This is a genomic window from Streptomyces hiroshimensis, from assembly GCF_014650335.1.
Classification (GTDB): domain Bacteria; phylum Actinomycetota; class Actinomycetes; order Streptomycetales; family Streptomycetaceae; genus Streptomyces; species Streptomyces hiroshimensis.
Window position 1 is genome coordinate 296457 of the sequence record NZ_BMUT01000001.1, and the last position, 26583, is coordinate 323039.

25 protein-coding genes are annotated in these 26583 nt (G+C 74.7%); 13 read left to right on the top strand and 12 right to left on the bottom strand.

Annotated features, from left to right (window positions below):
• Positions 1 to 327: 327 nt before the first annotated feature.
• From IE241_RS33935 to IE241_RS01220, 3 genes are read left to right on the top strand one after another with little or no spacing between them, the layout of a single operon-like run.
• Positions 328 to 1533 carry an EfeM/EfeO family lipoprotein gene (locus IE241_RS33935; protein ID WP_229898664.1) on the top strand — a complete coding sequence of 402 codons (1206 nt, stop codon included), beginning with the start codon at positions 328 to 330 and terminating at the stop codon, positions 1531 to 1533.
• Positions 1530 to 2768, top strand: coding sequence for an iron uptake transporter deferrochelatase/peroxidase subunit (gene efeB / locus IE241_RS33940; protein ID WP_229898665.1), 1239 nt, complete (start codon positions 1530 to 1532; stop codon positions 2766 to 2768). Before IE241_RS33935 ends, efeB begins: the two co-directional genes overlap by 4 nt.
• Positions 2769 to 2809: 41 nt before the next feature.
• Positions 2810 to 4627 (top strand): phospholipase C, encoded by a 1818-nt coding sequence (locus IE241_RS01220; protein ID WP_190020386.1) that lies wholly within the window; start codon positions 2810 to 2812, stop codon positions 4625 to 4627.
• A 292-nt stretch (positions 4628 to 4919) separates the two neighbouring features.
• Here the strand turns inward: IE241_RS01220 and IE241_RS01225 are convergent, their stop codons facing one another.
• Positions 4920 to 5324: a BlaI/MecI/CopY family transcriptional regulator gene (locus IE241_RS01225; RefSeq protein ID WP_190019663.1), complete on the bottom strand. Its 405-nt coding sequence runs from the start codon at positions 5322 to 5324 to the stop codon at positions 4920 to 4922.
• A gap of 110 nt (positions 5325 to 5434) precedes the next feature.
• On the opposite strand from IE241_RS01225, the gene IE241_RS01230 reads away from it, so the two are divergent.
• Positions 5435 to 7537 (top strand): transglycosylase domain-containing protein, encoded by a 2103-nt coding sequence (locus tag IE241_RS01230; protein ID WP_229898666.1) that lies wholly within the window; start codon positions 5435 to 5437, stop codon positions 7535 to 7537.
• Positions 7538 to 7655: 118 nt separating this feature from the next.
• On the opposite strand, the gene IE241_RS01235 is transcribed toward IE241_RS01230, so the two are convergent.
• The gene (locus IE241_RS01235) at positions 7656 to 8927 is read right to left on the bottom strand and encodes a polysaccharide deacetylase family protein (RefSeq protein ID WP_190019664.1); all 1272 of its coding nucleotides are present in this window, start codon (positions 8925 to 8927) and stop codon (positions 7656 to 7658) included.
• A gap of 66 nt (positions 8928 to 8993) precedes the next feature.
• Positions 8994 to 9695 carry a peptidyl-tRNA hydrolase gene (locus IE241_RS01240; protein ID WP_229898667.1) on the bottom strand — a complete coding sequence of 234 codons (702 nt, stop codon included), beginning with the start codon at positions 9693 to 9695 and terminating at the stop codon, positions 8994 to 8996.
• A gap of 47 nt (positions 9696 to 9742) precedes the next feature.
• Between IE241_RS01240 and IE241_RS01245 the strand changes: the two genes are divergently transcribed.
• The 3 genes from IE241_RS01245 to IE241_RS01255 are packed head-to-tail and all read left to right on the top strand — an operon-like array spanning position 9743 to position 11498.
• Positions 9743 to 10645: an ATP-binding cassette domain-containing protein gene (locus IE241_RS01245; RefSeq protein WP_190019665.1), complete on the top strand. Its 903-nt coding sequence runs from the start codon at positions 9743 to 9745 to the stop codon at positions 10643 to 10645.
• Positions 10642 to 11310, top strand: a complete 669-nt coding sequence (locus IE241_RS01250; protein ID WP_190019666.1) for an ABC transporter — start codon at positions 10642 to 10644, stop codon at positions 11308 to 11310. Before IE241_RS01245 ends, IE241_RS01250 begins: the two co-directional genes overlap by 4 nt.
• A gap of 47 nt (positions 11311 to 11357) precedes the next feature.
• Complete coding sequence (locus IE241_RS01255; RefSeq protein ID WP_190019667.1) at positions 11358 to 11498, top strand: hypothetical protein; 141 nt, start codon at positions 11358 to 11360, stop codon at positions 11496 to 11498.
• A 28-nt stretch (positions 11499 to 11526) separates the two neighbouring features.
• On the opposite strand, the gene IE241_RS01260 is transcribed toward IE241_RS01255, so the two are convergent.
• The 3 genes from IE241_RS01260 to zapE form a co-directional block, all read right to left on the bottom strand.
• The gene (locus tag IE241_RS01260; protein WP_190020389.1) at positions 11527 to 12423 is read right to left on the bottom strand and encodes a polysaccharide deacetylase family protein; all 897 of its coding nucleotides are present in this window, start codon (positions 12421 to 12423) and stop codon (positions 11527 to 11529) included.
• A gap of 67 nt (positions 12424 to 12490) precedes the next feature.
• Positions 12491 to 12787 carry an antibiotic biosynthesis monooxygenase family protein gene (locus IE241_RS01265; RefSeq protein ID WP_190019668.1) on the bottom strand — a complete coding sequence of 99 codons (297 nt, stop codon included), beginning with the start codon at positions 12785 to 12787 and terminating at the stop codon, positions 12491 to 12493.
• 274 nt (positions 12788 to 13061) lie between these two features.
• Complete coding sequence (gene zapE / locus IE241_RS01270; protein ID WP_229898776.1) at positions 13062 to 14135, bottom strand: cell division protein ZapE; 1074 nt, start codon at positions 14133 to 14135, stop codon at positions 13062 to 13064.
• A 149-nt stretch (positions 14136 to 14284) separates the two neighbouring features.
• Between zapE and IE241_RS01275 the strand changes: the two genes are divergently transcribed.
• Together IE241_RS01275 and IE241_RS01280 are read left to right on the top strand one after the other, a co-directional pair.
• Entirely contained in the window at positions 14285 to 15118 is an 834-nt protein-coding gene (locus IE241_RS01275) for a pyrimidine reductase family protein (protein WP_190019670.1), read from the top strand.
• A gap of 161 nt (positions 15119 to 15279) precedes the next feature.
• The gene (locus tag IE241_RS01280; RefSeq protein ID WP_190019671.1) at positions 15280 to 15780 is read left to right on the top strand and encodes an indole-3-glycerol phosphate synthase; all 501 of its coding nucleotides are present in this window, start codon (positions 15280 to 15282) and stop codon (positions 15778 to 15780) included.
• A gap of 17 nt (positions 15781 to 15797) precedes the next feature.
• Here the strand turns inward: IE241_RS01280 and IE241_RS01285 are convergent, their stop codons facing one another.
• Both IE241_RS01285 and IE241_RS01290 read right to left on the bottom strand, forming a co-directional pair.
• Positions 15798 to 16502, bottom strand: a complete 705-nt coding sequence (locus tag IE241_RS01285) for an ABC transporter ATP-binding protein (protein WP_190019672.1) — start codon at positions 16500 to 16502, stop codon at positions 15798 to 15800.
• Positions 16499 to 17563 (bottom strand): FtsX-like permease family protein, encoded by a 1065-nt coding sequence (locus IE241_RS01290; protein ID WP_190019673.1) that lies wholly within the window; start codon positions 17561 to 17563, stop codon positions 16499 to 16501. Before IE241_RS01290 ends, IE241_RS01285 begins: the two co-directional genes overlap by 4 nt.
• Before the next feature lie 172 nt (positions 17564 to 17735).
• Between IE241_RS01290 and IE241_RS01295 the strand changes: the two genes are divergently transcribed.
• From IE241_RS01295 to msrB, 4 genes are all read left to right on the top strand, one after another.
• Complete coding sequence (locus IE241_RS01295; RefSeq protein ID WP_308433603.1) at positions 17736 to 19211, top strand: sensor histidine kinase; 1476 nt, start codon at positions 17736 to 17738, stop codon at positions 19209 to 19211.
• Positions 19208 to 19879 carry a response regulator gene (locus tag IE241_RS01300; RefSeq protein WP_190019674.1) on the top strand — a complete coding sequence of 224 codons (672 nt, stop codon included), beginning with the start codon at positions 19208 to 19210 and terminating at the stop codon, positions 19877 to 19879. Before IE241_RS01295 ends, IE241_RS01300 begins: the two co-directional genes overlap by 4 nt.
• Positions 19880 to 19960: 81 nt before the next feature.
• Entirely contained in the window at positions 19961 to 21364 is a 1404-nt protein-coding gene (gene murC / locus IE241_RS01305) for a UDP-N-acetylmuramate--L-alanine ligase (protein WP_190019675.1), read from the top strand.
• 42 nt (positions 21365 to 21406) lie between these two features.
• Positions 21407 to 21814 carry a peptide-methionine (R)-S-oxide reductase MsrB gene (gene msrB / locus IE241_RS01310; protein ID WP_190019676.1) on the top strand — a complete coding sequence of 136 codons (408 nt, stop codon included), beginning with the start codon at positions 21407 to 21409 and terminating at the stop codon, positions 21812 to 21814.
• A 27-nt stretch (positions 21815 to 21841) separates the two neighbouring features.
• On the opposite strand, the gene IE241_RS01315 is transcribed toward msrB, so the two are convergent.
• The 4 genes from IE241_RS01315 to lpdA form a co-directional block, all read right to left on the bottom strand.
• The gene (locus IE241_RS01315) at positions 21842 to 22135 is read right to left on the bottom strand and encodes a hypothetical protein (protein WP_190019677.1); all 294 of its coding nucleotides are present in this window, start codon (positions 22133 to 22135) and stop codon (positions 21842 to 21844) included.
• Positions 22136 to 22261: 126 nt separating this feature from the next.
• Positions 22262 to 23998, bottom strand: coding sequence for a malto-oligosyltrehalose trehalohydrolase (treZ, locus tag IE241_RS01320; RefSeq protein ID WP_190020391.1), 1737 nt, complete (start codon positions 23996 to 23998; stop codon positions 22262 to 22264).
• Between the two features lie 45 nt (positions 23999 to 24043).
• On the bottom strand, positions 24044 to 24967 hold the full coding sequence (locus IE241_RS01325) for a GNAT family protein (protein WP_190019678.1): 924 nt from the start codon (positions 24965 to 24967) through the stop codon (positions 24044 to 24046).
• 100 nt (positions 24968 to 25067) lie between these two features.
• The gene (gene lpdA, locus IE241_RS01330; protein WP_190019679.1) at positions 25068 to 26483 is read right to left on the bottom strand and encodes a dihydrolipoyl dehydrogenase; all 1416 of its coding nucleotides are present in this window, start codon (positions 26481 to 26483) and stop codon (positions 25068 to 25070) included.
• Between the last annotated feature and the right edge of the window lie 100 nt (positions 26484 to 26583).

A 26583-nucleotide genomic window follows, 5' to 3' on the forward strand; every position in this document is an offset into this window, starting at 1 on the left:
GTTCCCCCTGCAGGGAACCCCTGTGCCGGGCAAGGGCACGCACGGCTGCCGCCCCGTAACTCGACCGCGTTCGACTTCGGCGCGGACCGGTGCGTCCGGGACGCGCGCCCGGGCAACCGGGGCCGCCGCGACTTCGGCGGTGCCGCACCGGCGTGGCATCGGGCCGGCCCGGCATCGCCGGGCAGGTTGCCGGTGGTTGCTCCCCCAGCCGTTGCGGCGAAGGAAGGGTGTGGCCGAGTGTTCTTCCGTTCCGGGCGGCCGGTTCCCGTCGTGACAGGGAAGACGCCGGCCGGGCGGCCGGTTCCCGCGGTGGCGGACGGCCCGCCGGTGACTGACAGCGCCCTCGCCGGCAGACGGCCGCCGCGGTGGCGCGTCACCGGCACGGCGGTGGCCGGCGGCGCCGCCGTCGTCGTCCTCGCCGGGTGCGGGGCCGCGCCCCGTACGCCCGCCGCCGGCGACGACCGCGTCGACGCGTCCCCCGGCCGCTGCGGGCACGGCTGGCGCCACCCCCGGCCCGGCACGCAGACGTTCACCCTGCACAACACCTCCGGCACCGCGGCCGAAGTCCGGCTCACCGACACCCGCACCGGTGCCGTCCTCGGCGAGGCCGAGGGGCTGGCGCCCGGCGCCGCGCGGACGCTCCCGGTGCGGCTCGGCGCCGGGACGTACGCCTTCGTATGCCTGGGCGAGGACACCGACCCCGTCACCGGTCCCGCCGTCCGCGTCCCCGGCGACCCCCGCCGCACCCGCAGCGGCCCCGCCGCCGTGCCGGTGTCCGTGCACGACCTCATCCCGCCCGCCCTGGCGTACCAGCGGTGGGCGGGCCGCAGCATGACCCGCCTCGTAGCCGCCACCGACGCCCTGCGCGCGGCCGTCCGCACCGGCGACCGCGCCGCCGCCCGCTCCCGCTGGCTCACCGCCCACCTGGCCTACGCGCGCCTCGGCGCCGCCTACGGGGCCTTCGGCGACGCGGGCGACGCCCTCGACCGCACCGCCGCGGGCCTGCCCCGCGGCGTGCGCGACCCGGGCTTCACGGGCTTCCACCGCGTCGAGCACGGCCTGTGGCACCGCGAGCGCGCCCCGGGGCTGCGCCGCGCCGCCGACCGGCTCGCCCGCGACGTCCGCGCCCTGCGCGCCGGCTGGGCCCGTACCCGGATGGACCCGGCCGACCTCGGGCGGCGCGCGCACGAGATCCTGGAGGACACCCTGCGGGCCGAACTGACCGGCCGCACCGACTACGGCAGCGGGAGCAGCCTCGCCACCGCCCGCGCCCACCTCGACGCCACGCGCGCCGTCCTCCGCCCTCTCCGCCCCCTCCTGCGCACCCGTTACCCCGGCCTGCCGGCCCTCGACCGCCGCCTGGACCGCGCGGCCCGGGCCCTCGACGCCCACGCCCACGCCTACCGCGGGACGTGGACGCCGCTCGGCCGCCTGGACCGCGCGCAGCGGGCGCGTATCGACGCCGCCGTCGGCGATCTCACGGAGCGGCTCGCGTCCGTCGCCGCGCTCTGCGACGCACGGAGGACGCCGTGAGGCCCGTCCTCCGGCGCGGCCTCCTGCGGGGCGCACTGGCGGCAGGCGCCGTGACCGCGCTCGCCGCCCCCGCCCCCGCCCCTGCTCCCGCGCCCGCCCCCGCCGACGGCCCCCGTTTCCACGGCCCCCACCAGGCCACGATCCTCGCCCCGCCCGCCCGCGCCACGGCCTTCACCGCCTTCGACGTCACCGCCGCCGGCCGCCGCGAGCTCGCCGACCTGCTGCGCACCCTCACCGACCGCGCCCGCTTCCTGACCACCGGCGGCACCCCCGCCCCCACCGGCATCACCGCGCCGCCCCCCGACTCCGGCATCCTCGGCCCGTACGTCCCGGCCGACGGCGGACTCGGCGTCACCCTCTCGGCCGGCGCCTCGCTCTTCGACGGCCGCTACGGCCTCGCGGACCACGCCCCGCGCCTGCTGCGCACCATGCCCGTCTTCCCCGACGACGACCTCGACCCCGCCTGGTGCCACGGCGACCTCGCCCTCCAGCTGTGCGCCGACAGCCCCGACACGGTGCTGCACGCCCTGCGCGACCTCACCCGCCACACCCGCGGCGGCATGCAGATCCGCTGGCGGCTCGACGGCCACACCGCCCCGCCGCGCCCCTCCGGCACGCCCCGCAACCTCTTCGGCTTCAAGGACGGCACCTCCGGCCCCGACCCCCGCGACGCCCGCCTCATGGACCGCCTCGTGTGGACCGGCACGGACTCCGGCGAGCCGCGCTGGGCCGCGGGCGGCAGCTACCAGGTCGTCCGGCTCATCCGCATGCTCACCGAGTTCTGGGACCGCATCCCGCTCTCCGAACAGGAGCGCGTCATCGGCCGCAACCGCGACACCGGCGCCCCCCTCGACGGCGCCCGCGAGAGCGACCCGCCGCGGTACGCCCACGACCCCGAGGGCGAGGCGATCCCCCTGGACAGCCACATCCGCCTGGCCCACCCGCGCACCCCCGGCAGCGAGGCGCACCGGCTGCTGCGGCGCTCGTACAACTACGACCGCGGTGTCGACGGCAACGGCACCCTCGACCAGGGCCTGCTCTTCTGCTGCTACCAGCGCGACCCGGTGCGCCAGTTCACGGCCGTGCAGAAACGACTCGCCGGAGAGCCGCTGACCGACTACGTCACCCCCTTCGGGGGCGGATACTTCTTCGCCTTCCCGGGCGTGCGGGACCGCGCGGACTGGTACGGACGCGCCCTGCTGACCGGGACGGGCCGAACGGGAGGAAGCACGTGACCCGTACCCGCAGCCGCACCTCTATCCGTAGCCGCACCTCTATCCGTACCCGTACCCGTACCCGTACGAGAAGAGGCGCGTGCCTCGCCGCCGCCTTCGCCGTCGTCGCCGCGGCCGTCGTCCCGCCCGCGGCCGCGCTGCCGTTCCCCGGCGACTGGGGCGACACCGCCTCGCCCGTCGAGCACCTCGTCGTCGTCTTCGACGAGAACGTCTCCTTCGACCACTACTTCGCCACCTACCCGCGGGCCGCGAACACCGACGGCACCCGCTTCGAGGCCTCGCGCGGGGCGCCCGCCCGCATCGACAACCTGCGCACGGCCGGGTTGCTGCAGCGCAACCCCAACCAGTACCCGCCGCGCCGGCTGTCCTCCCGGCAGGTCCTGACCTGCGACCAGAACCACTCCTACGGCCCGGAGCAGTACGCGGCCGACGGCGGCAAGGCCGACAAGTTCGTGCAGAACACCGACTCCGGGAAGTGCTCGGGGCGGCTCTTCGGCGAGCCCGGACTCGTCATGGACTACTACGACGGGAACACCGTCACCGCCCTGTGGAACTACGCCCAGCACTACGCCCTGAACGACCGCTCGTTCAGCACCACGTACGGGCCGTCCACCCCCGGCGCGATCAACCTCGTCTCCGGCCAGACCCACGGCGTGGTCTCCACCGACCCCGCCTCCGGCACGGAGCGCCCGCAGCGGACCGCGAAGCCGGACCCGCGCGTCGTGGCGGCGCCGGACGCCGACGGCGTGGGCACGATCCTCACCGACCCCGACCCGGCGTACGACGACTGCTCCAACCGGGACCGGACGGGGCGCGGCGCGCTCGCCGCCATGACCGGCCGGAACATCGGGGACGTGCTCGGCGAGGAGGGTGTCTCATGGGGCTGGTTCCAGGGCGGATTCCGCCCGAGCACTCCCTGGGACGGGGAGTCCGGGAACCACGCGCGCTGCTCCGGGCGGACGCACGCCAACGCCGGGGGCACGCGCGTGATCGACTACAGCCCGCACCACGAGCCGTTCCAATACTACCGGTCGACCGCCAACCCGCACCACCTCCCGCCGCGCTCCGTCGCCGAGATCGGCCACGACGGGCGGGCGAACCACCAGTACGACCTCACCGACTTCGACGCCGCGCTGCGCGCCGGGCGGCTGCCCGCCGTGAGCTTCCTCAAGGCCCCCGCCGCGCAGGACGGGCACGCGGGGTACTCCGGGCCCGCCGACGAGCAGCGCTTCCTCGTGGAGTGGATCAACAAGATCCAGAGCGCGCCGCAGTGGGGGAGCACGGCGGTCGTCATCGCCTACGACGACTCCGACGGCTGGTACGACCACGCCTACGCCGTGCCGCGCAACGGCTCCCGCCTCGGGGGCAAGGGGCCGCACGGCCGGCCGCTGGACGGCCCCGCCTGCCGGGCCGGGCCCGCCGCGGCCGGCGGGCACGCGGGGCGGTGCGGGCCCGGGCCGCGGCAGCCTCTGCTGGTGATCTCGCCCTACAGCAAGGTCAACGTGGTCGACCACACGCCGACCGAGCAGACGTCGGTGCTCCGGTTCATCGAGTGGAACTGGGACACCGGCCCCGTCGGCGGCTCGTCCTTCGACACCCGGGCGGGTTCGCTGCTGAACATGTTCGACTTCGCGCACCCGAACGGGAAGCGGGTGCTGCTCGGCGCCGACGGTTCCGTGCGGTCGGTCGGGCGCATCGGGGCGGTCGCCCCCGTACGGACGAAGATCGCCGAAGGCGCCGCGCCGGGGGCGCCCGCGGCCGGCCTGAGGCTGCCGGTCGCCTTGGCGGCGGGCGGCACGGCGATGTGCGGGGGTGCTGTGACGGTCCTGTGGCACCGCCGGTCGCGCCGCCGGGGCTGACGCCCCCGGGGCCCTGCCGGTGCGGGATCCGCCGGGCCGCCGGGCGCCTCAGGCCTCCGTCGCCCTCGCGACAACCTTCCGCCGCAACGGCGCGCAACCCCCGTAGTGGAGTCCGGCGGTGCCGGGCGGGCCTGAGGCGGGTGCGGCACCGCCGGGATGCGTCGTTGTGGTTGCTCGCCGTTGCGGCGGGTTTTCTTGCCTGCGGCAGGAGGGGTGGGGCCGGGTGCCAAGCGGGTTCTTCTTGCCTGCGGCAAGAGGGCGACGCGAGAGCCCCGGTTCGCCGGGCGCAGCCCTACCTCGGGGCCGGGAGGGTGCCGTCTGTCAGGAGGGCTCTCAGGAGGAGGCTGTCCGCCAGGGGGAGCTCCGCCACGAAGCGGGCCAGGACCACCTCGCGGTCCGGGAGGCCGTCGAGGATGCGGCACATGCGGCGCGCGGCGAGGCCCGCCTCGTCCGTGACCGGGGCGTACGCGTACGCGCGCCCGCGCGGGGTCCGGGTGAGGACCTCCTTGCCGTGCAGCCGCGACAGGATCGTCACCACCGTGCTGTAGGTGAGCTCACCGGACAGCCGGGCCTGCACCTCGCGCGGCGTCAGCGGCCCCTCCGCCCGCTGCAGGGCGGCGAGCACCTCCCCCTCCAGCGCCCCGTTCGCCCGGCGTCGGGGATGGCGCACCGCGACGGTGGGTGTGGCTGTTTCCATGGCGTTGCGGCGTTCCTTCTGCTTCTTTCAACGGGTATGACCCGGGATCTTCTGCTTTTACATTGAAGTAAAACATTACGCTATGGGAGCGGACATCATAGGGTCGAGCGGTGTTCGAACGACGAAAAGGGACGCACGCCGCGCATGCCCGGAAACCATCCGCTCCGGCCGGCCGTTCCGCCGGCCCGGGCCGCCGCAGACGCGCGGCCCCCCGGAAGCGCGGGCTGCGCGGTGCGGGAGCACTGCGTGGTGCGGCAGCGCTGCGCAGGCTGCGCCCCGTCTACCCGCGCCCGGGCCGGCAGGGCTTCCGGCGCTGGATCCCGTCGTGGCGCCAGGTGCTCGGACTCTTCTCCACCGTCATAGGCACCGTCGCCGCGCTCGTGGCGATCATGTACGCGCGCACGGACATACCCGCCGACCTCAACGCCTTCGCCACCCAGCAGGACAACGTCTACTACTGGGCCGACGGCACCGAGATGGCCCGCACCGGCGAGGTCAACCGGCAGGACACCGATCTGGACAAGGTCCCGGAGAAGGTGCGCTGGGCCGCACTCGCGGCCGAGAACGAGACCTTCTACTCCGACAGCGGGATCTCCCCGAGCGGCATGGTCCGCGCCGTCTCCCGGATGGTGACCGGCGGCAGCACCCAGGGCGGCTCGACGATCACCCAGCAGTACGTCAAGAACGCCTACCTCAACCAGGAGCAGACCTTCACCCGCAAGCTCACCGAGATGTTCATCGCGATCAAGCTCGACAACCGGATGAGCAAGGACGAGATCCTGGAGGGCTACCTCAACACGAGCTGGTTCGGGCGCGGCACCTACGGCATCCAGCGCGCCGCCCACGCCTACTACGGCAAGGACGTCTCCCAGCTCAACGCGAGCGAGGGCGCCTTCCTCGCCTCGCTGCTCAAGGGCGCGGGCCTGTACGACCCGGCGCTCGGCAAGAAGAACCACGAGCGGGCGGTCGAGCGCTGGGGCTGGATCCTGGACCGGATGGTCGCCACCGGCAAGCTGTCGAAGGAGGAGCGGGCCGGCTACACCACCTTCCCCGAGCCGAAGGCACCGCCCAGGCCGGCCGGCCTGACCGGCCAGACCGGCTACCTCGTGGAGACGGCGCGGGCCTACGTGAGCGCCCACACCCCCGTCACCGAGAAGGACTTCGACCTCGGCGGCTACCAGATCCGCACGACCTTCGAGAAGCCGTCCATGACGGCCCTGACGAAGGCCGCGGACGAGGTGAAGGGCCGGCTCGACCCCGGCAAGCGCGAGTCCGACAAGGACGTGCGCATCGGGGCGGCGTCGGTCACCACCGACGGCCGCATCACCGCCCTCTACGGCGGCCCCGGCTACCTCCAGCAGGGCTTCAACGACGCGAACTCCTCCGTCGTCCCGGCGGGCACGGCCTTCGCCCCGTTCGTCTACGCGGCGGCCCTGCGCGACGGCGTCCAGCTGGAGCGCGGCAAGCCCCGTACCCCCGTCTCCCCGTCCACGGTCTACGACGGCGACAACAAGGTCAGCCTGCGCACCCCCGAGGGCCCGTACTGGGACCGCTCCGGAAAGATCGTCAAGGCCGTCAACGACGGCGGGAAGTCCTGGGGGAAGGTCACGCTGAAGGAGGCGGTGGCGCAGTCCGTGAACACCCCCGTGATGCAGCTCGGCATGGACGTGGGCCTGGACCGCGTGGGCAAGGCCGCCGTCGACGCCGGCCTGCTGGAGAGCAGCCTCGGCACGAAGCTGCCGGCCTTCTCCCTGGGCACCGCGACCCCCAGCGCCATCCGCATGGCCGGCGCCTACGGCACCTTCGCGGCCAAGGGGCTGCACAGCGAGCCGTTCTCCGTCGACCGGCTGAGCCGCAACGGCAACGAGGTGCCCGTCGAGAAGCCGAAGGCCGAACGGGTCCTGCCGCAGTCCGTGGCCACCGCCGTGGACGACGCCCTGCGGGACGCGGTCCGGCGCGGCAGCGCGACCACCGCCAAGGCGGCCGGTGCCGACGCGGCCGGCAAGAACGGCACGGGGCAGGGCAACAAGTCCGCGTGGTTCGCCGGCTACCGCGGCAAGCTGTCGACCGCCGTGTCGCTCTCCCGCATCGACCCCAAGACGCAGGAGCTGCTCCCGCTGGACGGCCTCGGCGGCGCGGCGAAGGACACCACCGGCAGCACCTTCCCCATCGACATCTGGACGAAGTACATGGCGGGGGCGCAGCAGCACTGATGCAGCAGCACTGATGCGGCAGCGCTGATGCGGCAGCGCTGACGCGGCAGCGCTGAAAGCGGAGAGGGCGCCGGGCTTCTGCCCGGCGCCCTCCGCGCTCTTTCCGACCGGTGTCGCCCTACTTGACCAGCGTCGACCAGTCCGGCGACTGCGCCGGGTCCAGGCCGCGGAACTTCGCCAGGACCTTGGGGTCCTGGGCGTCCAGCCAGTCGGCGAGCTGCTTGAAGGACACGCAGCGCACCCCGTCCCGCTTGCAGACCGCCTTCACGACGTCCTCGACGGCCTTCATATAGATGCCGCCGTTCCAGTCCTCGAAGTGGTTGCCCACGAACATCGGCGCCCGGCTCCCGTTGTAGACGCGCTCGAAGCCGTTGAGGTAGCCGTCCCGGGTGAGCTTGCGCCACTCCGCGTACTTGGCCGGGTCGCCCTTGGTGTTGTCGCCGGACTGGTTGTAGAGGAAGTTGAAGTCCATCGACAGGACCTGCTTCTCGCTCTTGGGGTACGGCAGCAGCTGCAGCGGGAAGTTCCACATGTCATTGATCCTGGACGGCCAGATCTGGAAGTCGCCCGGCGAGCTCGCGTCGTACCGCCACCCGAACGACTGGGCCGCCGCCAGCATGTTCTTCTGCCCCTCCAGACACGGGGCGCGGCCGCCCGCCAGCTCCTTCTTGAAGTCGAAGGGCAGCGGCGGGACGCTCTTCAGGCCGGTGTTCGTCTTCCAGTTCTCGACGAAGGAGTACGACTGCTCGATCTCGCTCTTCCACTCGGCGACGCTCCAGTCGCCGCCGCCCTTGGGCCCGCAGAAGTGGCCGTTGAAGTGCGTACCGATCTCGTTGCCGTCCAGCCACGCGCCGCGCAGCTGCTCCAGGGTGTCCTTGATGTGCGGATCGGTCGCGAAGGATATCGCCGCGTCGCCCGGCTTGTGCTGCGGCGGCTTGTACAGCGACGCCTTCGACTTCGGCAGCAGGTACATGCTGGTGAGGAAGAAGGTCATCTGGGCGTTGTTGTCCTTGGCGACCTGGCGGAAGTGCGAGAACTGGTGGTCGTCGCCCTCCAGCGCGCCGTCCCAGGAGAAGACCACGAACTGCGGCGGCTTCTCGCCCGGCTTCAGCTTCTCCGGCTTGGGCTGCTTCGGCTGCGGGCCGACGTAGGACGTCGATCCGTCCCCGAGCACCTTGACCTTGCCGTCCCACTTCTCCTCGGGCTTCTTGCCGCCGCCCGCCTCGTCGTCCCCCGGGCTCTGCGCGGCGCCGGGGGAGGAGGCGGAGGCGGAGCCCTTGGCGGCGTCCTTCTTCTCGTCGGCATCGCAGGCGGTCAGGCCTAGCGCGAGCGCGACGACGGCGCCCGCGGTGACGAGAGCCGTCGCGCCGCGCGCGGTCCTTTTCGACAACTTCTTACCCCCTGGCGCCAAAACAGATGTTCTCCGCCAGTATCACAGGTCTCCCTGTGAGTCCCGTCAGCCCCTCTGGGCGCTTCCGCAACGCAGCGCGGGGTGGTCCGCGACCACGGTGTACGAGCCCGGCGCGATCTCCGTGAACCCCGCGTCCCGCACCACCGGCAGCCCGCTCCCCGCCAGTTCCCGCCAGCGGGCCGGGTCCGCCGTGCGCACCGACAGCGCGAAGCCGGCCGCGCGCCAGGCGGCGCGGGCGGCGTCGTCCAGGCCCCACCACGCCAGCTGGGCGCCGTGCCCCGCCTGCGCCATCGCCTTGCCCGCGGACATCTCCAGCTCCGGGCTCATCCACAGCACCGGCAGCGCGGGGTCCGGCTCCGCCTGCGGCCCGGGGTCGTCCAGGTCCGTGCCCGACACCTGCAGCTTCACCAGCTCCTTGGGCCAGCCGTCCAGGGGGACCGGCGGGAAGACCCGCACCTCCGCCCGCTCACCGGTCACCGTGATGCCCGGCAGCGCCGACGCCTTGCGCCACTCCGCGCCGCGCGCCCGGCGCACCACCTTGCGGATCCGGGAATCCTGCCAGTCCCGTACGGCCTGCGCCCACGCGCCGTCCTCGCCGTCGCTTCCGGTGCCGGCCCGCTCGTCCGACAGCAGCGTCAGCACGGCGCGCGCAGCGGTCTCCAGGGCGTCGGTGCGGGCGGGCGGAGCGTCCTTCTCGATCCGTACGACGAGGGGCAGGACGAACTGGGGTGCGTCAGGGCTGGTCACGGCCCCCAGTCTGCCAGCCGCCCGGCAGCGCCCCTTAATGTGAGCGGATGAGACTCACGGGGGTGGGCCGCCGCTACGGACTGGGCGGCCCGTGGATACTGCGCGACGTCGGCCTCGACATTCCCGAGGGCAGCCTGCTGCGGGTCGAGGGCGCCAACGGCAGCGGCAAGTCCACGCTGCTGCGCCTGCTCGCGGGCATCGACGCTCCCAGCACCGGGCGCATCACCGGGCGTCCCCGTACCGCGTACGTCCCCGAACGCTTCCCCGCCGCGCTGCCGATGACCGCGGGCGCGTACCTCACGCGGCTCGGCCGCATCCACGGCCTGAGCCGCGCGGCCGCCTCGCGCGGTGCGCTGGAGTGGCTGGAGCGGTTCGGCGCCGCGGCGTACGCCGGTACGCCGCTGTCCGAGCTGTCCAAGGGCACCAGCCAGAAGGTCGCCGTCGCCCAGGGGCTCATGGGCACGCCCGGGCTGCTCGTTCTGGACGAGGCGTGGACGGGGCTGGAGCGCCGGTCGCGGGCGCTCCTCGACGACGAGGTCAGGGCGCGGGTGGCGGCCGGGGCGCGGGTGGTTTTCGTGGACCACGATCCGGGGCGGTTGGCGGGGGAGGCGGATGCGGTGCTGCGGGTGGAGGGCGGGGGTGTCCTTCCCCTACCCGCCCCTTCCCGTAACCGGGGGCAAGCCCCCGGACCCCCGCGTCGCGCTGAACGCGCTCGTCCGTCGGTCATCGTCGCCGAACCCCCACCCGGCGCCGTCCTCCCCCCGGACCTCCCGGGCACCCCTGAGGCGGAGCCTGCCGGGGACGGCGCCGTCCGGCTCACCGTCGCCGCGCCGCACTCCGACGCCCTGCTCCGTGCCCTCCTCACCGCCCACCCGCCGTGGCACATCCGCTCCTTGACACCGGCCGAGGCCGCAGACCCCGACGCCGTATCGGAGGCATCGCACCCGTGACCGCCCTGCTCCGCTACCAGGCCGCCCTTCTCCTGCGCTCCCACCGCTGGCTGCCGCCGCTGCTCCTGTACGGCGCCTCCATGGCCGTCGGGGTGCAGGGCGGGCAGCCGATCCTCGACTGCGCCGGCTGGGCGGCGGCCACGCTGCTGCCCGTGACGGCGTGGCTGGTCCGGGTCTGCGTGACCAACGAGCCCTCCGCGGCCCGGGACTGCAGCGCCGCCGCGGCCGGGCCCTGGCGGGTCCACCTCGCCGCGGTCGGCGTCGCCCTGGGCGCCGCGCTGCTGCTGGCCGCGGTCGGCGTCGCCGTCGTCGCGGCGGTCGGCGACCCGCACTCCACCGGCCGGCGGGCGGCCGTCCCCGTGGGGTCCGCCGCCGCCGCGGGGCTGGCGGCCGCGGCGGTCTGCGCGCTGCTGGGGACCGCGGTCGGGGCGCTGTGCAACCGCCCGCTGCTGCGCAGTACGGCGTGGGCGGTGCCGTCCACGCTGCTCGCCGCGTTCGTGGTGCTGTTCGCCGGGGCGTCGCCCGCGAACGCCGTCGTGACCGGCCTGGTCACGGGCTCCCGCACCGGTGTGGTGAGCATCCCGTGGCTTCCGCTCGCCGCGGCGGGCGCCTTGGCGGCCGGGGCCGTCGCGGTGGCCTGCGCGCTCGCCTCCCGGCGCACGTGAGCTCCGCCCATGGGGGCCGATGGGAGCCGATCGGGGACGATGGGGGCATGAACGACCACGACGACGAGGCCTTCGCGGACTGCGTGCAGTGCGCGAAGCCCACCGAGTACCCCGCCGACCGCCCCGGCATCACGCTGTGTCCCGTCTGCGAGTGGCAGGAGGCCCAGCGCACGTCGTGCTCGGGCTGACGCCGCGCCGGGCGCTGCGCCGGCGCCGTCAGCCTCCGGCGATGAGGTCCGAGACGCGGACGAGCTCGTAGCCGCGGGCCCGCAGCTCCGGCACGATGCGCCGGATCGCCTCCTCGGTGACCGGCGCCGCGCTGTGCGTGCAGTGCATCACCACGACGGAGCCGGGCTTCACCTGCGCCAGCACCTGGTCCGCGACGGGTCCGGCCTTCTTGGCGAAGGCGTCCCCGCTGATCACGTCCCACTGCACGGCCGTCACCTTCGCCGGTGCGATCTCGCGCAGGACCGCCTCGTCGTAACAGCCCCCGGGGAAGCGGAAGTACGGCACGACGTGCTCCACCCCGGCCTTCCGGAAGGCCGCGAAGGCGCGCTCCACGTCCTCGCGCGCGGTCCCGCGCGCGACGGCGGGCAGGCCGTAGCAGGGGGTGGAGAAGGCGTGGTGGGTGTAGGAGTGGTCGGCCACCTCGAAGAGGGCGTCGCCGCCGATGGACTTGGCCTGGTCGGGGTACTGCTCCGCCCACTTGCCGGTCATGAAGACGGTCGCGGGCACCTTCAGCCGCCGCAGCGTGGTGATCAGCTGCGGGTTGTCGAACCGCTCCCCGCGTGCGGCGCGCTTGTCCTGATCGGCCGTCATATCGGCGTCGAAGGTGAGCGCGACGCGCTTGGCGCCGTCGCGCCTGCCGTGGGAGAAGACGGGGGTGGTGCCGCCGGGGCCCGGAGGGAGCGTGGGCGCGGCCGACGGCCGCGCGGAGGGCGGCGGTGACTGCGGTGCGGCGGCCGAAACCTGCGAGGGCGCCGGGCTCTTGGACCGCTCGGCCGTACCGGGGCTGCCGCCGCCGCACGCGGCGAGGGGCAGGCAGAGCAGCGCGGCGAGTGCGGGCGTAAGTGCGGGCGCGAGGGCGTGACGGACCGGCCGGCGACGGGGGATGGGGATCACCACGGCACTGTATGCCGCACCGCATGCCCTGTGCACGGGCCCTCGCGCCCGCCGGCCGTCAGGCGATGACGACGTTGTGCGCCGGGGTGACGGTGGGCTGCAGGTCGGCGAAGCCGAGGTCGGCGAGGACGGGGCCGAGGGTCTTGGCCCAGGCCTCCAGCGCCTCGGGCGACTCCCAGACGTCGGTCACCCGCCATCCCCCGCCCTCCAGGGGGCCGGCGAGGTGGGCGATGAGCCCGGCGGCGGGGATGTCGGCGAGGCGGGTGAAGCCCTGCCCGTTGGTCACGCGGCTGACGACGGCTTCGTAGAGGTCCCGGCCCCCGTCGGGGACGTCGAAGGTGACGATGATGGCCATGGTGTGCTCCTGCCGGTGGCGGAGGGCCCGGTGCCGGGCCCGAACACACCCTCCCTCTCCGGGCCGCTGCACGGCAGCCCCGCCGCGGCGGCTCGCAGGCGCGTTGGGCAGGGGGCCGTAGGCGCTGGCGCGAAGGCGCGCGAGGGGCGGGCTCACCGCTTGTGGAGCGGGCCGGGCGGGCGGCTCCGCTTGCGCGCCGCCGGGCGCCCGGCCCCGCTCGCGCGCCACCGGGTGCCCGCCCCGTCAGGCGCGGGGCCCGTCAGACGCGGGCACGTCAGACGCGGGGCTCGACCAGCTGCTTCGCGTCGCGGGCGAGCGCGGTGAGGCGCGATATCGCCCGGAAGTACTTCTTGCGGTAGCCGCCGTTCAGCATCTCCTCGCTGAACAGCTCGTCGAAGGGCCGCCCGGAGGCGAGCACCGGTATCTCGCGGTCGTAGAGCCGGTCGGCCAGGACGACCAGGCGCAGGGCCGTGGACTGGTCGGGCACCGGCGCGACGCCGGTCAGGCACACGGCCTGCAGGGAGTCGCACATCGCGCCGTAGCGGCTGGGGTGGACCTTGGAGAGGTGGTCCAGCAGCGCGGGGAAGGCGTCGAGCGACGCGCCCTCGGTCGCTTCAGCCGTACGGGTGACGGTGTCATCGTCGTACGGAGCGGGCGCCTGCGGCAGGCCGCGGTGGCGGTAGTCCTCGCCGTCGATGCGCAGGGGGCGGAAGTGGGCCGACAGCCCCTGTATCTCGCGCAGGAAGTCGGCGGCGGCGAACCGGCCCTCGCCGAGCTTGCCAGGGAGCGTGTTGGAGGTCGCGGCGAGCGCGACGCCCGCCTCCACCAGCTTGCCCAGCAGGGTGGAGACCAGGACGGTGTCACCGGGGTCGTCGAGCTCGAACTCGTCGATGCACAGCAGGCGGTGGTCGCTGAGGGTGCGGACGGTCTGCTGGAAGCCCAGGGCGCCGACGAGGTTGGTCAGCTCCACGAAGGTGCCGAAGGCCTTCTGCTCCGGAGCGGCCGGGGTGGCGTGCCACAGGGAGGCCAGCAGGTGGGTCTTGCCGACGCCGTAGCCGCCGTCGAGGTAGACGCCGCGCGGGCCTGCCGGGGCGGCCGGCTTCGCCTCGCGCCGGAACCAGCGCTTGCGCGCTCCGCCGCCGGCGGGGGCGCCGAGGCCGGCCGCGAAGCCGCCGAGGACCTGGACGGCCTCGGCCTGGCTGGGCTGGTCGGGCGCCGGTATGTAGTTGTCGAAGCGCACCGTGCCGAAGCGCGGGGGCGGCACCATCTCGGCGACCAGACGGTCGGCCGGCACGTGCGGGGCGCGCGAGGTGAGCGCGACGGGGGAGCCGGTACCGGCGCCGGATATCGGGCCCGAGGCGTCGGACGGGGCCGACGGGGCCGGCGAGGCGGCTGCGCCGGAAGCGGAGGCGGTGGTGGCTGACACAGCTCTCCAGCCTAGCCGCTGTCCGCGGGCTGACGGCCGCCGCGAGAGCGAGGCATGTCACACTGCGGCCTATGCGACGCCTGTTCCCGCTCGAATCGCCTGGCTCCCCTGCCTCCCCCGGCTCTGCTGCCGCTCCCTCCCCTTCCGCCCCGGCCCGCGCCTCCGCGCAGGAGGACCGCACCTGGGAGCTGGAGGAGCTGGCCGAGGTCTACGCCTACCCGGAGGAGCCGGGCCCCGCCCGCCACGCCTGGCTGCGCGCGAACATGGTCTCCTCGCTGGACGGCGCGGCCCACCACGACGGGCGCTCGCAGCCGCTGTCCTCCGACGCCGACATGCGCATCTTCGGGACGCTGCGCGGGCTCGCCGACGCCGTCGTCGTGGGCGCGGAGACCGTACGCCAGGAGGGCTACCGGCCCGCGCGGGCCCGTGAGGCGTTCGCGGCGCGCCGGGCGGCGCTCGGCCAGGGGCCCGCTCCGGCGATCGCGATCGTGAGCGCGGGGCTCGACCTGGACTTCTCTCTTCCGCTGTTCACCGAGCCGCTGGTGCCCACCCTCGTGCTGACGGGCGAGGACGCCCCCGCGGACCGGGTCTCGGCGGCGCGCGCGGCCGGGGCCGAGGTGCTCGTGGCCGGCGAGGGGCGCCGGGTGGATCCCGCCCGGGTGCCGCAGGTGCTGGCGGAACGCGGGCTGACCAGGCTGCTCACCGAGGGCGGCCCGCGGCTGCTGGGGCAGTTCGCGGCGGCCGGGGTGCTGGACGAGCTGTGCCTGACGCTCGCCCCGATGGTCGCCGGGGGCACCGCGGCCCGGATCGTGAACGGCCCCGACATGCCCCTGCCGGAACGATTCGTCCTCGCTTCGCTCCTCGAAGAGGCAGGATTTCTCTTCAGCAGGTACCACAGGATCTGACAATCGGCGGAATATCCCGTTCCGGTTAGCCGTCGGTGGGCAGAATTGAATCGGACGCTCCCTCGGGGGCACATGATCGGAACAGGCGGGCCCAGGGGGCGCGCAGGATGGTTTCTGTTGGCCGTTGGGCCGGTGGCCCACGAAGGAGAAGGGCTCCCACCGTGTTCACGAGCGTATTGATGATCGAGCAGCCGCTGTCCGCCACCGACGTCGACTTCGTCACCACCCTGCACGACGACGAGATGTCCTTCGTGGTCCTCATGCAGCCCAGAGGCGCCGAGGACCGGCTGCTGCGGGCCATCGACGACGTCGCGCTCGGCGAGCTGGAGCAGGCCGTGCACGAGGCCGACGAGCCCGAGGGCGAGCAGGCCGTCCGCCCGGCGGCCCTCGCCCTGGAGCACTCGCTCCGCAGCCTCCGGGACGCCGGCTGCGAGGCCGTCGGCCAGCTCATCGAGGGCCACCCGCTGAACCTGCTGCGGTCCGTGGTCGAGCAGACCCACGCCGACGAGGTGATCGTGCTGACCGCGCCGCACCTGGTGGAGGAGTTCTTCCACCGCGACTGGGCCTCCCGTGCCCGGCACAAGGTCGGCGTCCCCGTCCTCAAGCTCTACGCCCACAACGACGAAGAGGACTACGCCCTGGGCGACGTACAGGAGCAGTGACCCGGCGGGCCGGAGGGTCAGCCCAGCCGCCCGTCGGCCATGGTGAGCACCCGGTCCGCCCGGCCGAGCAGCGCCCGGTCGTGCGTGACCAGCACCGTGGCCGTCCGGTGCGCCCGCGTCACCTCGGCGAGCAGCTCCACGACCTGCTCGCCGCGCTCCCGGTCCAGCGCGGACGTCGGCTCGTCCACCAGCAGGACGGACGGGCCCCCGGACAGCGCCCGGGCGATGTTCACCCGCTGCCGCTCGCCCCCGGACAGCTGGTGCGGGCGGCGGCGCCGCTTCGCCGCGTCCAGGCCCACCGACTCCAGCAGCTGCACCGCCCGCCCCCGGGCGCCCCGCACGCTCGCGCCCCGTACGTGCTCCACGGCCAGCAGCTGCTCCTCGGCGGTCAGCGACGGCAGCAGGTTGGCCTGCTGGAAGACGATGCCGATCCGCTCCCGGCGCAGCGCCGTACGGGCCCGGGCGCTCATCCGCGCGGTGTCCTGCCCCGCCACGGTCACGCGGCCCGCGTCCGGCCGCAGCAGCGTCGCCGCCACCGCGAGCAGGCTCGACTTCCCGGAGCCGGAGGGCCCCGCGACGGCCACGAGCTCGCCGGGCGCCACCTCCAGGGACACCGCGTCGAGGGCGGTCAGCCTGCGGTCGCCGTCCGGGTAGGTGAGGCCGACGGCCTCCAGCGACAGAACGGGTGGCCGGACGGGCGACAGGACGGGTGCGGTGCTCAACGGGAGGCTCCCAGGGCGGTCAGCGGATCGACGGACGTGATGCGGCGTACGGCGAGCGCGGAGCCGGCCAGCCCCAGCAGCACCATCGCCGCCACCGGCACGGCGACGGTCGCCGCACCCAGCTCGAACGGCACCGAGGCCGACGCCAGCGCCCCGCCGGCCGCGCCCGCCGCGGCGCCGAGCGCGGACCCGGCGGCCAGCACGACCGCCGCCTGCCCGAGGGCGTCCCGCACCAGATAGGCGCTGCTCGCGCCGACCGCCTTGAGCACCGCCACGTCGGGCCTGCGCTGCACCGTCCACACCGTGAAGAAGGCGCCCACGACCAGGGCGCTCACCACGAACAGGAACCCCTGGATCATCCGCAGCGTGCCGTGCTCGGCCGCGTACCCGTCGATGCCGTCCAGCGCCTCGCCGACGCCGACCGCCTTCGTGCTGTGCGCGGCGGGGCCGTCCGGGCGCCCGCCGCCGTCGACGGCCAGCGCGGTCGGCTGCGCCTGCCGGCTCACCCGGTGCCAGGCGGGCAGGGTGGCCCACACGCTCGGGGCGTGGCCGTGACTGCGGTCGGCGGTGATGCCCGAGACGGTCAGTTCCTCGGTGCCGAGGGTGACGCGATCGCCCGTGCGCAGCCCGCTCTCGCGCGCCAGCCGCTCGCTCACCGCCACCCCGCGGCCGTCCGGTGCGGAGCCCGAGACGAGCGCGGGCCGCAGCCGGTCCGGCGTGCCGAACACGCTCACCGACGACGCCTTGCCGCCCGCCGTCAGCCGTGTCATCGCCACGCCGAACGGTTCGGCGGAGGTCACACCCGGCGCCTCCTGCCAGGCCCGCAGCTGCCCGGCGTCCACCGAGCTGTTCGAGAAGGAGACCTCCGGCGCGGCCCCTGCGGGCGCGGCGAACACGATCCGGCCGGCGGGCAGTCCCGCCACGGCGGACGACGCCTCCCGCGCCAGGCCGTCGGTCAGGCCGTAGAGGAAGACCACGAGTGTGGTGATGAGGGTGACGACCGCGCCCATGAGGGCGAAGCGCCCCCGGGCGAAACGGATGTCACGGAGCGCGACGAACAAGGACCCCTCCCGGGCTCTGTCAGGACTCCTTCACACTCGCGCGCGAACGCCCCGCCGCCATCAGGGCAAGGGCTGGTCCGCACCCCGTACGTACGGTGCACCCGAAAATCAATCGAACGGTTGAGGGCTGCGGGGAGGGGTGCCCCGGGCGAGGGCCCGTACGCTCGATGGGGTGAGCCGAACGAGCCTCCCCGCCCCCGAGACCGCGACCGGGCACGCGCGCGTGCCCGGCCGTTTTACGTGGCGCGCCCTGCGGGCCGGTGCCGTCCCGGCGGGCGCGGAGGGTCCGGCCGACGGGCCTGCGCGGGATGCACTCGCGGCCGGCGTGGCTCCGAGCGGTCCGGCGGACCGGCCTGCACAGCCCGGCCTTGCGGATCCCGGTCCCGGCCTTGCGGATCCCGGCGCGGGCCTTACGGACCCCGCCCCCGGCCCTGGCCCCGGCCTTGCGGGCCCCGCGGCCCGGCCCGGCCTCGTCGGTGGCGCCGGCTCCGAGATGCCCTCCCTGCGGCTGGTCCGGCTCGCGGTGCACGGGGCGTTCTACGTGCTGCTCGTCATCGCCGCCGGCCCCGCCCTCGCCGGGACGGCCCCCGTGGCCGTCCTGCCGCCCGCCGCCGTGCTCGCCGCCGTCTACGGCCTCGGCGTCATCCGCCGCACCGACCGCCCCGGCCCCTGGCTCGCCGCCGTCACCACCCTGTGGCTGCTGCTCCTGGCCATGGACCACGGCTTCAGCTACGTCGCCTTCCCGCTCTTCTTCCTCTTCCTGCACGCCATGCCGGTCCGCTGGGCGCACCCCGCCGTCGCCGCGGCCACCGCCGCCGTCGTGGCCGCCCAGGCCGGCGCCCCCGGCGGGCTGACCGCCGCCAAGGTCATCGGCCCCGTCGCCGGCGCCGTGGTCGCCATCCTGACCGGCTACGGCTACGCCGCGCTCTACCGCGAGAGCTGCCGCCGCCAGCTCCTCATCGACGACCTGATGCGCACCCGCGACGAGCTCGCCGCCGCCCAGCGCGAGGCCGGGCGGCTCGCCGAGCGCCAGCGGCTCGCCCGCGAGATCCACGACACCCTCGCCCAGGGCCTGTCCAGCATCGTCCTCCTCGCCCGCGCCGCGGAGACCGCGAGCCCGGAGGCGGCCCGCGACCGGATGCGGGAAGCCGGGCGGACCGCGGCCGACAACCTCGCCGAGGCCCGCCGCTTCGTCCAGGCCCTCACCCCGCCCGCCCTGGAGGACGCCCCGCTGCCCGAGGCGCTGCGCCGCGTGACCGCGCGGACGGTCCCCGGGGCCGTCTTCCGCCTCGACGGCGATCCCTGCGCCCTCCCCATGGAGACCGAGGTGGCCCTGCTGCGCCTCACCCAGGAGGCGCTCGCCAACGTCGCCCGCCACGCGCACGCCGACCACACCGCCGTCACCATCGCCTTCCTCGACGGCCAGGTGACCCTCGACGTCTACGACGACGGAGTCGGCTTCACCCCGGGGGACGGCCCCGCCGACGGCCGCCGGACCTTCGGCCTGCACGGCATGCGCGAACGCATCGCCGCCCTCGGCGGGACCCTCACCGTCGAGTCCGCCCCCGGCGAGGGCACGGCGATCGCCGCGGCCGTGCCGGTGGGTTCCGGGGCCCGGCCCCGGGACACGGCCGAGGCCGCGGCATGAGCAGGCCGGCGTACCCGGAAGGCGCCGCCCGCGAGGCCGTCCGCGTCCTGATCGTCGACGACCACCCCGTCGTCCGGCGCGGACTGCGCGCCATGGTCGACGAGCTCCCCGACGTGGAGGCCGTCGGCGAGGCCGGCGACGGCGCCGAAGCCCTGCGGCTCCTCGACGCCGGAACCCGCCCCGACGTCGTCCTCATGGACCTCCAGATGGGCGCCGGCATGCACGGCGTCGAGGCCACCCGCCGCATCACCGCCCTGCCGGACCCGCCCGCGGTCCTGATCCTCACCACGTACAGCACCGACGCCGACATCCTGGCCGCCGTCGAGGCGGGGGCGACCGGCTACCTCCTCAAGGACGCCCCGCCCGAGGACGTCGCCGCGGCCGTCCAGGCCGCCGCCCGCGGCGAGACGGTCCTGGCGCCGCCGGTCGCCGCGCGCCTGCTCGGCCGCGTGCGCGCCGGGGGCAGGCCCGCCCTCACCCAGCGCGAGACCGAGATCCTCGGACTGGTGGCCGAGGGCCTGGCCAACAAGCAGATCTCCCGCCGCCTGTTCATCAGCGAGGCCACCGTCAAGACCCACCTCGTGCACATCTACGGAAAGCTGGGCGTGGACAGCCGCACGGCGGCGATCGCGGCGGGCCTGGCGGCGGGGCTGATCCGGGCGGTGTGACGGGGGAGGACGGGGCTGTCACCGCGGGGTGCAAGAATCGGTCCGGATATATCAAGCACGCTGCGACAGGGAGCACCGCACATGGCACCGGCCGTCCCCACGACGATGGACCGACCGCACTTCATCGGCATCGGCGGCGCCGGCATGTCGGGCATCGCGAAGATCCTCGCGCAGCGCGGCGCGGCCGTCGCCGGCAGCGACGCCAAGGACTCCGCGACCGCCGAGGCCCTGCGCGCCCTGGGCGCCACGGTGCACATCGGGCACGCCGCCGAGCACCTGGCCGAGGACGCCACCTGCGTCGTCGTCTCCAGCGCCATCCGCGCCGACAACCCCGAGCTCGCCGCCGCCGCCGAGCGCGGCATCCCCGTCGTGCACCGCTCGGACGCCCTCGCGGGCCTGATGGACGGCCTGCGCCCGATCGCGGTCGCCGGCACGCACGGCAAGACGACCACGACGTCGATGCTCGCCGTCTCCCTCGACGCCCTGGGCCTCGACCCCTCGTACGCCATCGGCGGCGACCTGGACGCCCCCGGCTCCAACGCGCGCCACGGCGCCGGCGAGATCTTCGTGGCGGAGGCGGACGAGAGCGACCGCAGCTTCCACAAGTACGCCCCCGAGGTCGCGATCATCCTCAACGTGGAGCTGGACCACCACGCGAACTACGCGTCGATGGACGAGATCTACGAGTCGTTCGAGACCTTCGTCGGCCGGATCCGCCCGGGCGGCACGCTCGTGGTCGCCGCCGACCAGGCGGGCGCCCGCGAGCTCACCGAGCGAATCGCCGAAAACGCAGCCCGCCACGACATCGAGGTCGTCACCTACGGCGAGGCCGAGGACGCCGACGTGCGCGTCCTGAAGGTCACCCCGCGCGGCCTGACCAGCGAGGTCACCGTCCTCCTGGGCGGCAAGATGCTGACCTTCACGGTCTCCGTCCCCGGCCGTCACTACGCGCTCAACGCCGTCGCCGCCCTCGCCGCGGGCATCGCCCTCGGCATCCCCGCGCACAACCTGGCCTCCGCGCTCGGCAAGTACACCGGCGTCAAGCGCCGCCTGCAGCTCAAGGGCGAGGCCCGCGGCGTGCAGGTCATCGACTCCTACGCGCACCACCCCACCGAGATGACCGCCGACCTGGAGGCCATCCGCGGCGCCGCCGCCGGCGCCCGGATCCTGGTCGTCTTCCAGCCGCACCTGTTCTCCCGCACCCAGGAGCTCGGCACGGAGATGGGCCAGGCCCTCGCCCTCGCCGACTCCTCGGTCGTCCTGGACATCTACCCGGCCCGCGAGGACCCGGTCCCGGGCATCACCAGCGCCCTGATCATCGACGCCGCGGCGGCCGCCGGCGCCGACGTGCGCGCCGAGCACGACATGGCCGCGATCCCGGACGTGATCGAGGGAATGGCCCGCCCCGGGGACCTCGTTCTGACCATGGGCGCCGGTGACGTGACGGACCTCGGTCCGCGCATCCTGGCCCGCCTGGAGAGCTGACCGCACCGGCGGACAGCCGCGACCCCCCGGAAGGCGTGCGAGATGACGTACGAGGTCGAGAAGACGGACGAGCAGTGGCGCGCGGAGCTCTCCCCTGCGGAGTACCAGGTGCTCCGCAGGGCCGGCACCGAGCCCGCCTTCCGGGGCGAATACACCGACACCAAGACGGCGGGCGTCTACTCCTGCCGCGCCTGCGGCTCGGAGCTGTTCCGCTCCACCGAGAAGTTCGAGAGCCACTGCGGCTGGCCCAGCTTCTACGACCCGAAGGACTCCACCGCCGTCGAGCTGATCGAGGACCGCTCGCACGGCATGGTCCGCACCGAGGTCCGCTGCGCCCGCTGCGGCTCGCACCTGGGCCACGTCTTCGAGGGCGAGGGCTACGCCACCCCCACCGACCAGCGGTACTGCATCAACTCCATCGCCCTGCGCCTGGAGCCGGCGGAGGGATGAGGCAGCCTGCGGAAGGCTGAGGCCGGCTCACTTGTTCTTGGCGGCGAGGCCCTTCTTCAGGTCGTCGTAGTTCATGACGGGCAGCAGTTCGACGTCGGCTTCCATGTCGAGCAGGAGGGCCTCCAGCGTGGCGGGGATCTGCGACGGGTCCGCCAGGTCGAAGACGAGGGTGCAGGTGCGGCCGCCGTCCATGGGGCCGAAGTAGGCGGCTTCGGGCTTGGTCCGGTCCATCAGGTCCTGTACGAACTTCGCCAGCTCGCCGCGCTTGTAGACCTCGTTGGAGGCGTGGGTGTCCAGCCGGGCCCTGAGCATCATGCGCATGGGTCATCGTCCCCTCGGGGCGGTCCGCCGCGCCCGGCGCTCCGGCTCCGCGCTCACTGAGGCGCGGATGCGCCCACCCTCAGCGTCTCTCCGGCCCCGCCCCGCCGCAACGCAGGAGCGGCGGGGTCAGCCGCACCGCAGCACGGCCGCCGAGGCGGGCGGCAGGTGCAGCAGGCCGTCCGGGCCGGGGAGGTCCACCGGGTGCCAGGCGGCCAGGACCTCGCGCGCGGGGGCGTCGCCGAGGGGCAGCGCGGCCGGGGCGTCCGTAGGGTTGACGGCCGTGCACAGGGTGCCGTGGCGCAGGACGGCCGTGCCGCCGGGGCCGACGGTGACCGCCGTGGCGGAGAGCGGGCCCGGGTCCGGTCCGGCGCGGCGCAGGGCGATCAGGCGGCGGTGCCACTCCAGCAGGGCGCGGTGCGGCTCGCGCTCCGGCTCGTCCCAGTCCAGGCAGGAGCGGTCGCGGGTGGCCGGGTCCTGCGGGTCGGGGATCTCCTCCGCGGCCCAGCCGTGCGCGGCGAACTCGCGCCGGCGGCCGGTGCGGACGGCTTCGGCCAGCTGCGGGTCGGTGTGGTCGGTGAAGAACTGCCAGGGGGTGCGCGCGCCCCACTCCTCGCCCATGAACAGCATCGGGGTGAAGGGCGCGCCGAGGACGAGCGCGGCGGCGCAGGCCAGGCGCCCGGGGGAGAGACGGGCGGAGAGCCGATCGCCCTGGGCGCGGTTGCCGATCTGGTCGTGGTTCTGGGCGTAGCCCAGGAGGCGCCGGGCGGGGGCGGCCGGGTCGAGGGGCCGGCCGTGTGGGCGCCCGCGGAAGGAGGAGTGCGTGCCGTCGTGGAAGAAGCCGCCCCGCAGCGTCTTGGCGAGCGCCGCGGCCGGGTCGGCGGCGAAGTCGGCGTAGTAGCCCTGGGACTCGCCGGTCAGGAGGGTGTGCAGCGCGTGGTGGAAGTCGTCGTTCCACTGGGCGTGCAGGCCCAGGCCGCCCGCTTCGCGCGGCGTGGTGGTGGCCGGGTCGTTCAGGTCGGACTCGGCGATGAGGAACAGCGGCCGGCCCAGCCGTGCGGCCAGGGCGTCCACGGCGCCGGAGAGTTCGGCGAGGAAGTGCTTGGGGCGGGTGTCCGCGAGGGCGTGCACGGCGTCCAGCCGCAGTCCGTCCAGGCGGTAGTCGCGCAGCCAGGCCAGCGCACTGCCCGTCAGATACGCCCGCACCTCGTCGGAGCCGGGGGCGTCCAGGTTGACGGCGGCGCCCCACGGCGTGTGGTGGGTGTCGGTGAAGTACGGCCCGAAGGCGGGCAGGTGGTTGCCGGAGGGGCCGAGGTGGTTGTGCACCACGTCCAGGACGACGCCGAGGCCCAGCGCGTGCGCCGCGTCCACGAAGCGGCACAGCCCCCCGGGCCCGCCGTAGGGCTCGTGGACGGCCCACGGCGACACGCCCTCGTACCCCCAGCCGTGAGTGCCGGGGAAGGGGCATACGGGCATCAGCTCCACATGGGTGACGCCCAGCCGGGCGAGGTGCGGCAGGCGCGCGGCCGCGGCGTCGAAGGTGCCCTCGCGGGTGAACGTGCCCACGTGCAGCTCGTAGAGGACGGCGCCGGACAGCGGCCGGCCCGCCCACTCCTGCCGCCACGGGAAGCGCCCGGGGTCGGCGACGGCGCTCGGACCGTCGGGCCCGTCCGGCTGCCGGCGCGAGCGAGGGTCGGGCCGTACGGGGCCGCCGTCCAGGGCGAACCCGTAGCGGGTGCCCTCCCCGCCGGGGGCCTCGCACCGCCACCACCCGTCCCGGGCCGGGTCCCGCTCCATCGGCTGCGCCCGGCCGCTAGCGTGCAGCTGCACCCGGCCGGCCCGCGGCGCCCACACCTCGAACAGCACGGTCGGCTCCTTCCCGGCGGCAGTGCTGTCCATGGTGCCCCGTGGTCAGGCCTCGCGGGCCGGAAGCAGGTCGATCCGCTCCTGCGAGACGGGGTAGCCCGCCTTCGCGAAGCCCGCGGCCATCGGCAGGTTGCCCTGGTCGGTGGCGGCCGCGATGCGCGTCGCGCCCCGGGAGACCAGGTCGTGCGTGCACTCCACGAGCAGGTCGTAGCCGTAGCCGCGGCCGCGCTGCCCGGCGACGACGCCGAGGTAGCCCACGCACGGACCGCCGGGGTTGTGCGCGGGGATCTGCACGCCGACCAGCTCGCCGCCGGGCGTGAAGGCGAGCCGCCACCAGTCCCGGGGCGAGGGCAGCCAGGTGAGGATGGCCATGAGGTCGTCGACGGCGGCTTCCAGGCCGAGTTCGGTGATGTTCTTGCGGTCGTGCGCGTCGAGCGTGCCCTCCATGGTGCGGCCCAGCACGTCGCGTATGACGGCGTCGTCGGGCTCGGGCCGGAAGACCAGGCGGCCGGGGCGCTCGGGCAGCGGGCAGCCGGTCGTCCACTCGTAGCGGAAGCGCTCGACCAGCACCTGCATCCCGGCGGCCTCGGCCACCGCGACGCGCGCCTCCACGGCGGCCCGCACCTCGGGCGTCTCCCGCCAGCCGGGCGGGGCCATCAAGGCGTACTCGCAGCGCAGGGGAGAGGTGCGCAGCAGGCGGGCGGCCGCCTCCTCCTCGCCCTCGGCGAAGTCGAACCAGTCCAGGGCTACGGGGGTCTCGTCGCCGGGCCCGCCCCACCAGGCGGCACGGGCGACGACCTTGCCGTCGCGCAGTGCCACCCAGGTCCAGTCGGGGCGGTACTCACCGCCCCGGTGCACGGGTACGTAGGTGTGGCCGAAGGCGCCCCTGCCGACGAGGGCGGGCACGTCGAGGGCCGAGAACAGTTCGGTGTCGCGCTCGGTGAGCGCACGGATGACCAGATGGGTCATGGGGTCCTTCCGGAGAGGCTGTCGCGCTGGATGCGCACCGCCTAGGAAGGCCCATGCGGCCCCCGTCCGTCCACTGATTTCTCCCCGGCACCGGCTTCTCTCAGACCTGGTGCAGCCCCCGCCCGGCCAGCGACAGCATCACCTCGCCCACCGCCTCCGACAGCGTCGGGTGCGGGTGGATGTGCTGGGCGACGTCCGTGGCGTCCGCGTCCCAGCCGACGACCAGCTGGCCCTCCGCGATCATCTCCGAGACGTGCGGGCCCACCAGGTGGACGCCGAGCACCCGGCCGCCGCCCTTCTCGGCGACGACCTTCACCACACCGCCCTGCCCGTGCACCATGCCCTTGGCGACGGCCGTCAGCGGCATGGAGTCGGCTTCGGCCTCGTGGCCACGCGCGCGTGCCTCGTCCTCCGACAGGCCGACCGAGGCCGTCTGCGGGCTGGAGTACGTCACGCGCGGCACGGCGGCGTAGTCGACGGGCCGCGGCGTCCGCCCGGCGAGGGTCTCGGCGACCAGCAGGCCCTCCGCGAAGGAGGCGTGGGCGAGGCCGAGGGACGGCGGCGGCAGGAGGTCGCCGACGACGTGGACGCCCGGCACGGCCGTCTCCAGGCGCGACCAGTCGGCCGGCGGGACGAAGCCGCGGGCGTCGGTGGCGAGACCGGCCGCCGCCAGGCCGAGGCCGTCGGTGACCGGCACGCGGCCCACGGCCACCAGCAGCCGCTCCGCCTCCACGGTGCGCACTTCCCCCTTGGCGGTGCGCAGCGTGGCCCGCACGCCGCCCTCGTGGACGACGGCCTCCTCCAGCCGCGTGCCCGCCAGTACGCCGATGCCCCGCTTCTTCAGACCCCGCGTCAGATACCGGCTCACGTCGGCGTCCTCCAGCGGCAGCAGCCGTTCCGCAGCCTCCACGAGCGTCACGTCGGCGCCCATGGAGCGGTGCAGGGAGGCGTACTCGACGCCGATGGCGCCGCCGCCCAGCACCAGCACCGAGCCGGGCAGCCCCGGCGCGAAGAGGGCGTCGTCGCTGGTGACCACGCGCACGCCGTCGGGCTCCAGGCCCGGCAGGGTGCGCGGGCGCGAGCCGGTGGCCAGCACGATGCCCCGGCGGGCCGTCCATACGGCACCCGCCTCGGCGCCCGAGCCGATCCGCACCGTCCGCGGGCCCGTCAGCTCCGCGGTCCCCCGCACCACGCGGACGCCGGCGTGCGCCAGATGGCCCTCCACGCCCCGGTGGTTGCGGGCGACGATGTCGTCGCGGGTCGCGGTCAGCACGGACCAGTCGACCGACTCCAGGGTCGCCTTCACCCCCCACCGCTCGCGCGCCTCCGCGATGCCGTCCACCAGCTCCGCCGCGTGCAGCATGGCCTTGCTGGGTATGCAGCCGCGGTGCAGACAGGTGCCGCCCACCAGATCGCGCTCCGCGACGACGACGTCGAGGCCGAGCGCTGCGGCCCGCAGGGCGGTGCTGTAGCCGCCGGTGCCGCCACCGATCACGATCACATCTGTTTCGTGCATGTCTTCACCCAGTTCGCGCATGTCTTCACCCTGCGCCGTCAGGGATCATGAGTCCAACGCAATGTTTCGATCGATCCCATGAACAGGGGTCATGGGGGCA